This is a genomic window from Collinsella sp. AF39-11AT (assembly GCF_003474585.1).
Taxonomy (GTDB): Bacteria; Actinomycetota; Coriobacteriia; order Coriobacteriales; family Coriobacteriaceae; genus Collinsella.
Map to the genome: position 1 here is coordinate 112,495 of NZ_QROG01000005.1, position 7,227 is coordinate 119,721.

A 7,227-nucleotide genomic window follows, 5' to 3' on the forward strand; every position below is an offset into this window, starting at 1 on the left:
CGGGCGCGGCACACTGTCACGCCCGTCGAGTAATGCCGTGCGGCAAAGGGAGCTCGCGCGCTTTATGCGTGCCAGATCTCGTCGCGATACTCGCGAATGGTGCGGTCGGACGAGAACCAGCCACTCGAGGCGGTGTTGAGCAGGGCCTTGCGGTTCCAGGTCTCCTGGTCGCCGTAGCTGCCCGTGAGGTTCTCCCATGCATCCACGTAGCTACGGAAGTCAGCCATGACTAGGTCGGGGTCGTTGTTGTTCATGAGCTCGTTGTAGATGCTCTCGAAGTTGCCCGAAAGACCCGCAAACGTGTTGTCCTTGAGCTCGTTCATCACGCGGCCCAGACGCTCGCGGTCGCCGTTGAGGGTATCCCACGCAAAGTAGCTGTTGGATGCCCAAAGCTGCTCGACCTCGGGGGCGGTCAGGCCAAAGATGGCCTCGTTCTCGCGGCCGGCCAGATCGGCGATCTCGATGTTGGCGCCGTCAAGGGTACCCAGCGTAATGGCGCCGTTCATCATGAGCTTCATGTTGGACGTGCCCGAGGCCTCCTTGCCGGCCGTGGAGATCTGCTCCGAGATCTCGGCGGCGGGGTAGATGAGCTGGGCGTTGCTCACGCGGAAGTTGGGGATAAAGCAGACCTTCATGACCTCATTGACGCGGGCATCGTTGTTGATGACGTCGGCCACGGAGTTAATGAGGCGGATGGTCTCCTTGGCAAAGGTGTAGCTCGAGGCGGCCTTGCCGCTAAAGATGAAGGTCGTCGGCGTCACGTGGAAGTTGGAATCGGCGATGCGACGGTTGTAGATGTCCATCACCTTCATGATATTCATGAGCTGGCGCTTGTAGGCATGGAAGCGCTTAACCTGAACATCGAAGACGGTGTTGGGGTCAATGACCAGACCGGTCTCGGCCTTAACGTAGGCGGCCAGGCGCTCCTTGTTAGCGCGCTTGGAGGCACCCACGGCCTTCAGGAACTCGGTGTCGTTCTGGAACTCTTTGAGCTTCTCCAGCTCAAAGGCGTCCTTGAGCCAGCCGTCGCCAATGGCCTCGGTCACGAGCTTGGCGTAGGTGGGGTTGGCCTCGGCAAAGAAGCGACGGTGCGAGATGCCGTTGGTCTTGTTGTTGAACTTCTCGGGCGTCAGGGCATAGAAGTCCTTGAGCACGATGTTCTTGATGATGTCGGAGTGGATCTTTGCCACGCCGTTGACGCTGTGGCTGCAGATCACAGACAGGTTGGCCATGCGAATCTCGCCGTCCCACAGAATGGCGGTCTGGCGCAGACGCTCCTGCCAGCCCTCCTGCGTGGTGTCGAACGACTCGTGCCAACGACGGCTGATCTCGTCGATGATCTGGTACACGCGGGGGAGGAGCTTGGAGAACGTGCCGATGGGCCACTTCTCCAGAGCCTCGGGCAGGATGGTGTGGTTGGTGTAGCTCACGACCTGCGTCACGATGTTCCAGGCGTCGTCCCACTCGAGCTTCTTCTCGTCAATGAGGATGCGCATGAGCTCGGGGCCGCACATGGCGGGGTGCGTATCGTTGGTGTGGATGGCCACAAACTGCGGCAGCAGCTCCCAGTTCTCGCCGTGCTCCTTCTCAAAGGTGTCGAGCAGGCTGTAGATGCCGGCCGACACAAACAGGTACTCCTGCTTCAGGCGCAGCAGACGGCCGTGCTCGCCGGCGTCGTTGGGGTAGAGGATGGCGCTGATGGCCTCGGCCTCGGCGCGCTCGGCGTCGGCCAGGGCGTAGTCGCCGCGGTTGAAGGCCTCCAGGTCAAAGTGCTCCTCGACCGGCTCGGCAGCCCAGACGCGCAGCTTGTTGACGGTCTCGCCGGCATAGCCCACCACGGGGATATCGTAGGGGACAGCCAGGATGTCCTGCGTATCCACCGTGCGGTAGAACGTGCGGCCGTCCTCCTCAAAGCCCTCGACATGGCCACCAAACTTGATGGTCACGGCCTTGTCCTGACGACGGACTTCCCAGGGATAGCCGTGGGTGAGCCACTCGTCGGTGGTCTCGACCTGACTGCCATTGACGATCTCCTGCTTAAACAGGCCGTAGCGATAGCGCATGCCGTTGCCGTAGCCGGCAATGCCCTCGGCAGCCATGGAATCCAGGAAGCATGCGGCCAGACGGCCCAGGCCACCGTTGCCCAGAGCCGGATCGGGCTCCTGGTTCTCGATAACGGAAAGGTCGAAGCCCATGTCGTCGAGCGCCTCGGCGACCATGTCGCGCACGCCAAAGTTGAGCAGGTAGTTGTCGAGCAGACGGCCGATCAAAAACTCGATCGAGAAGTAGTACACGCGCTTCTTGCCCTCGGCGGTGACGCGGGCGTCACTCTTGGTGGCAACGGTGCGCGCCTTCTCGGCCACGAGCTTGGCCAGGGCGTTAAAGCGATCGAGGTCGCTCGCGGTCTCGACGCTCTTGCCACTGATGCTCATGACGGCATCGCGATAGAGCTCGGTAAACTCCTGCTTGTTGTCGAAGATCTTATTCATACGTTCCTTTCCCCCGGGGATGTTTCTCCCGGAACGGTTATGACTTGTATCCTACGCCCCCGCGGGGCGGGTAATTACAGTGGTAACGCCTTTGTTACGCTTTCTTGGCAGAAGCCTTAACAGCGGCTGCCTTGGCCTTGGGAGCAGCCTTTTTAGTGGCTGCCTTTTTGGCCGTGGCGGACTTGGCCGAAGCCTTGGCGGCGGGCTTGGTCGCCTTCGTCTTGGCCGGAGCCTTCTTAGCAACCGCGGCCTTGGGCTTCACCGAGGACGTACGCTTGCGCGTTGCCTTCTTGGGCTCCTCGACCACGGGCGGCTTGTAGCTGCTGGGACCACGGCGCTTAAGCACCACGCCTGCCAGGCCGGGAACCTTAATCTCGATGGAGTCCATTTGCCCGTTCCAGGGATAGGGCTCGCTCGAGCAGGTGTAGGGCTCCTCACCGGCGTATCCGCTGCCACCGAACTCGGGACGGTCGGAATCGAAGATGACCTCCCAGTCACCCTCGCGCGGCACGCCCACACGGAAGCTCTCGTAGCTTGCCGGATCAAAGTTGATCAGGATCACCAGGTCGTCATCGACGTCCTCGCCCTGGCGCACAAAGCTCACGATGGACTGCTTGGAGTTGTCCGCGTCGATCCAGGTAAAGCCGTCGTCGTTGTAGCCGCGCTCGTACAGGGCGGGCTCGGCGGTGTACAGGTGGTTGAGCGCCTTGATAAACGCCTGATGATGACGGTGGGTCTCGTACTCCTCGGTTAGGAACCACTGGATGGACTCGTAGTAGCGCCACTCAATAAACTGGCCGATCTCGTTGCCCATAAAGTTGAGCTTGGCGCCGGGGTGCGTCATCTGGTAGAAAGCCAGCGTGCGCAGGCCGGCAAACTGGCGCCACCAGTCGCCCGGCATGCGGCCGATGAGCGAGCACTTGCCGTGGACGACCTCGTCGTGGCTCAGCGGGCAAATAAAGTTCTCGGTAAAGGCGTACATGATGGAGAACGTGAGCAGCCCGTGGTTGCCGGGGCGCCACGGAAAATCGGTCTGCATGTAGTGCAGGGTGTCGTTCATCCAGCCCATGTCCCACTTGTAGTGGAAGCCCAGGCCGCCGTCCTGCGGCGGATAGGTCACGAGCGGCCACGCGGTGGACTCCTCGGCCATCATCATCACGTCAGGGAAGTGGGCCTCCACGGCGCAGTTGACCTGGCGGATAAACGCGCTGGCGTCCAGGTCCTCCTCGGTACCGTATTTGTTGAACTTCTTTTGGCCGGGATCGTCGATGCCAAAGTTGAGGTACAGCATGCTGGACACGCCGTCCATGCGAATGCCGTCAACATGGAAGTTCTCGAGCCAATACAGCACGTTGGAGACCAGGAAGGAGCGGACCTCGCCGCGGGCGAAGTCAAACTTGTGCGTTCCCCAGTTGGGGTGAATCTCGTGCTCAAACAGCATGTGGCCGTTAAAGGTGGCAAGGCCGTGGGAGTCGGCGCAAAAACCGCCGGGTACCCAGTCCATGATCACGCCAATGCCTGCCTCGTGGCACGCATCGATAAAGTGCATGAGCTGCTGCGGGTTGCCGTAGCGCGACGTGGCGGCATAGTAGCCGGTCGTCTGATAGCCCCAGGAGCCATCGAAGGGATGCTCCATGAGCGGCATGACCTCGATATGCGTGTAGCCCATGTCGCGCACGTAGTCCACGAGCTCTACCGACAGATCGTCGTAGGTGTAAAACTCGCCGCGCTGTGCGGGGAAGGGGTCCATGGGGCCTGGGTAGTTGCCGTACTCGTCCGGCTCGCCCTGCGGCGTATCGCCGTGGCGCTTCCACGATCCGATATGTACCTCGTAGATGTTGAGCGGCTGCGACATGTGGTTGTGGTCAGCGCGGCGCTTGAGCCACGCGGCATCGTTCCACTTATAGCCGTCGAGTGTCCACAGCACGCTCGCAGTACCCGGAGGGCACTCGGCCTTAAAGGCATACGGATCGGCCTTGTAGAGCTTTTCGCCCTCGTTGGTCTCGATGAGATATTTATAGAGTTGGCCCTGCTCGGCGCCAGGAATAAAGCCTTCCCAAATAGCGCTCGTATGCACGGGCACCAACGGGTTGGCTTCTTCATCCCAGTCGTTAAATTCGCCAATGACATGCACGCTCTTTACATCGGGCGCCCAAACGCAAAAGCGCCAGCCGCGCGTACGGTTCTGCGTGTCGGGGTGCGCGCCCATCTTTTCCCAGCTGCGCTCCCACATGCCAATGCCAAACAGGTAGACATCGTCCTTAGAGAGCTCCGGTGCGTGCGGGGCGGCTTTACGGGTAGCAGGCTTTTTGGTTGCTGGCTTTAGCTTTGTATCGCTCACGTTTGATCCCATCATGACGCGGCAGCGTGTTGCCTTGGTGACTAGATGCGAAAGGTCCAAGGCTGCACGAATCGAGGGGACGGCGATAGTTCTATGATTCGTTCCACCTCGCGTGCTCGGTGGAACTTTCGGCACGAAATACGATAACACCTGTTCGTTACTTTTATGGAGAAAAGTGGATTTGCGGCGGCGTTTAATCGGCGAGCGCCATGTTTATACCACTGGCAGAATTGCGATGGTAAAACTCTTGACAGTTTTATCAAATAGGGTTTCTAGACTAGTAGATTAACGTTTGGTAAAACGTTTTTAGCAGGTTGTTTACCATTTGACATCGAAAGGTATGTTTATGTCCCAGACCGCCGCTCACAATGTCGCTTTTATTTTCGATTGCGACGGCACACTGGTTAATAGCACCCCCGTTTGGGCCTATGCCCAGCCCGAGTTATTGCACCGCCACGGTATTGACGTGACGGTCGACGATTTTGCCCAGTTTGAGCATTTGTCGCTCGAGGATGAGTGCCAGGCCTACCACGACACCTGGGGCATTGGAGCGAATGGCGAGGAACTGTATCGCGAGCTGAGCGACATTCTGATCGATGGCTATTCTAAGGTGCCGCCACGCGAGGGTCTCCTTGCATTTTTGAAGCAGGCCCAGGAGGCCGGTATTGCCATGTGCGTGGCCACGTCCACGCCGGCCGCGCTGGTGCAGTCCGCGCTCGCTGGAGCCGGGCTCGACGCTTACATGGAGTTTGTTAACACGACGGGTGAGGCAGGACGTTCCAAGCAGTTCCCCGATGTGTACGAGCTGGCGCTGCGCCGCCTGGAGGAGCGCCATGGGTGCAAGTTTGAGCGCGCGTGGGTGTTTGAGGACGCGGTCTTTGGCCTTAAGAGCTCTGGGACCGCCGGCTTTAAACGTGTGGGTATTTATGACCCGCACGGCCGCATGAAGCGCGACGACATGCGCGCCAACTGCGATATCTTTATCGACAGCTACGAGGAGCTGGATTTGGCTCGCGTGCTTTCGTTTGAGGGATAGGCGAGGTCTGTGGCTTGCAAAGTACTAATAGTCTGTGGCTCGCCCGTGTTGGCGAGCGAGGATCTATTGCGTAGGTTAGCAGGGGAGTGCGATCACGTTGTCGCCGTGGACCGCGGACTCGACGCGCTGCTGGGCGCCGGTCTGGGCTGCGACGTTTATGTGGGGGATGCCGACACGGTGAGCGATGCGGGTCGTGCGTTGGTCGATGCCACCGAAGCCTTTGAGGTAGAGCGCCACGACCCGTACAAGGACTATACCGATTTAGCACTGGCCCTCGATTCCGTCCGTCGCCGCTGGCCAGGTGCCGAAGTGGTGGCGACTTGCGCCACGGGCGGCCGCCCGGACATGGCCCTAAGCGTCCTAGGTCTACTAGCCAGCTACAAAGAGGCCCCCGTCTGGATTGTCGAGGACGAGACCACGGCCCGCATTCTGCACAGAGGCGAATCGTGGGCTATCGAAGGTGCCGAAGGCAAGACATTCTCCATCATCGCCATTGTCCCCAACACCAAGGTAAGCGAACACGGCCTAGAATGGGAGCTAGACCACAGCCCCCTGGGCCTGTTGGCGGACACGGGCATCAGCAACATAGTAAGAACAACAGCCAACATAACCGTCCACCAAGGAACCGCAATCGGATTCCTATTCGCGTGAGGGTTTTATCGGGACGGAGCAGGGATTTTTGGGACTGGCCTTAAAATTGCGCACTGGCCGAAGGCCAGGGTGAAATTTTAAGGCCAGTCCCAAAAATCCCGTAAGTCACCCCAACAACCCAAAAAAGTCCTTGCATCAAAGAAGGTCTTCCCCTATACTACTACCTCGTCACGGGGGCGTAGCTCAGCTGGGAGAGCGCTTGACTGGCAGTCAAGAGGTCAGGGGTTCGATCCCCCTCGTCTCCACCATTGTGAATGTAAGGCCACTCAATTGAGTGGCCTTTTTTTATTTGCATATGATTTTTAACGGCCTGAACTGCATTTTTGCAAAATTTGCAAGTTGCTTTCCTGTTCAAGTTTGCCGTCTGCAGTAGTTGTCCAACAAGCCGCCTCAAAATGCGTTTAATCTGTAGCCGGGCGTGCCTAGTGTGCGATGAGCATCTTCACAATGCAACGCCCATGCCCACACGCCCGCAAAATGTTGTGCAATTAATTTCCCAGTTCTGTACATTATTCGTAAGCACCACGTAAATCCTTTTGCGTATTAAAGCCGAGGTTTGCCTGCATTTACTCGGGCGCCCGTTACAACACCCCATTAACCTGCGTCAACGTGAACAACTTAGGCAAACACCCCCCCAAGCACGGATTTGTCGCATATGTTGTCGGTTGATTTTCAATCTCAACGCAACAGCCTGAACGGACCCCGCGTTT

General features: G+C 58.8%; 4 protein-coding genes and 1 tRNA gene. 3 read left to right on the forward strand and 2 right to left on the reverse strand.

Features of this window, described 5'->3' with window-relative positions; all coding sequences use genetic code 11:
- Positions 1-62: 62 nt before the first annotated feature.
- Both DW037_RS03765 and glgB read right to left on the reverse strand, forming a co-directional pair.
- Positions 63-2,489: a glycogen/starch/alpha-glucan phosphorylase gene (locus DW037_RS03765; protein WP_118372842.1), complete on the reverse strand. Its 2,427-nt coding sequence runs from the start codon at positions 2,487-2,489 to the stop codon at positions 63-65.
- A gap of 94 nt (positions 2,490-2,583) precedes the next feature.
- Complete coding sequence (glgB, locus tag DW037_RS03770) at positions 2,584-4,722, reverse strand: 1,4-alpha-glucan branching protein GlgB (RefSeq protein WP_233505671.1); 2,139 nt, start codon at positions 4,720-4,722, stop codon at positions 2,584-2,586.
- A 454-nt stretch (positions 4,723-5,176) separates the two neighbouring features.
- On the opposite strand from glgB, the gene DW037_RS03775 reads away from it, so the two are divergent.
- The 3 genes from DW037_RS03775 (at position 5,177) to DW037_RS03785 (ending at position 6,765) form a co-directional block, all read left to right on the forward strand.
- A complete protein-coding gene (locus tag DW037_RS03775) occupies positions 5,177-5,866 on the forward strand; it encodes an HAD family phosphatase (RefSeq protein WP_117629402.1) in 690 nt (229 codons plus the stop codon).
- Positions 5,867-5,875: 9 nt separating this feature from the next.
- Positions 5,876-6,517, forward strand: coding sequence for a thiamine diphosphokinase (locus tag DW037_RS03780; protein ID WP_117629357.1), 642 nt, complete (start codon positions 5,876-5,878; stop codon positions 6,515-6,517).
- 172 nt (positions 6,518-6,689) lie between these two features.
- Positions 6,690-6,765: transfer RNA gene (locus DW037_RS03785), tRNA-Ala, on the forward strand.
- Positions 6,766-7,227 lie beyond the last annotated feature (462 nt).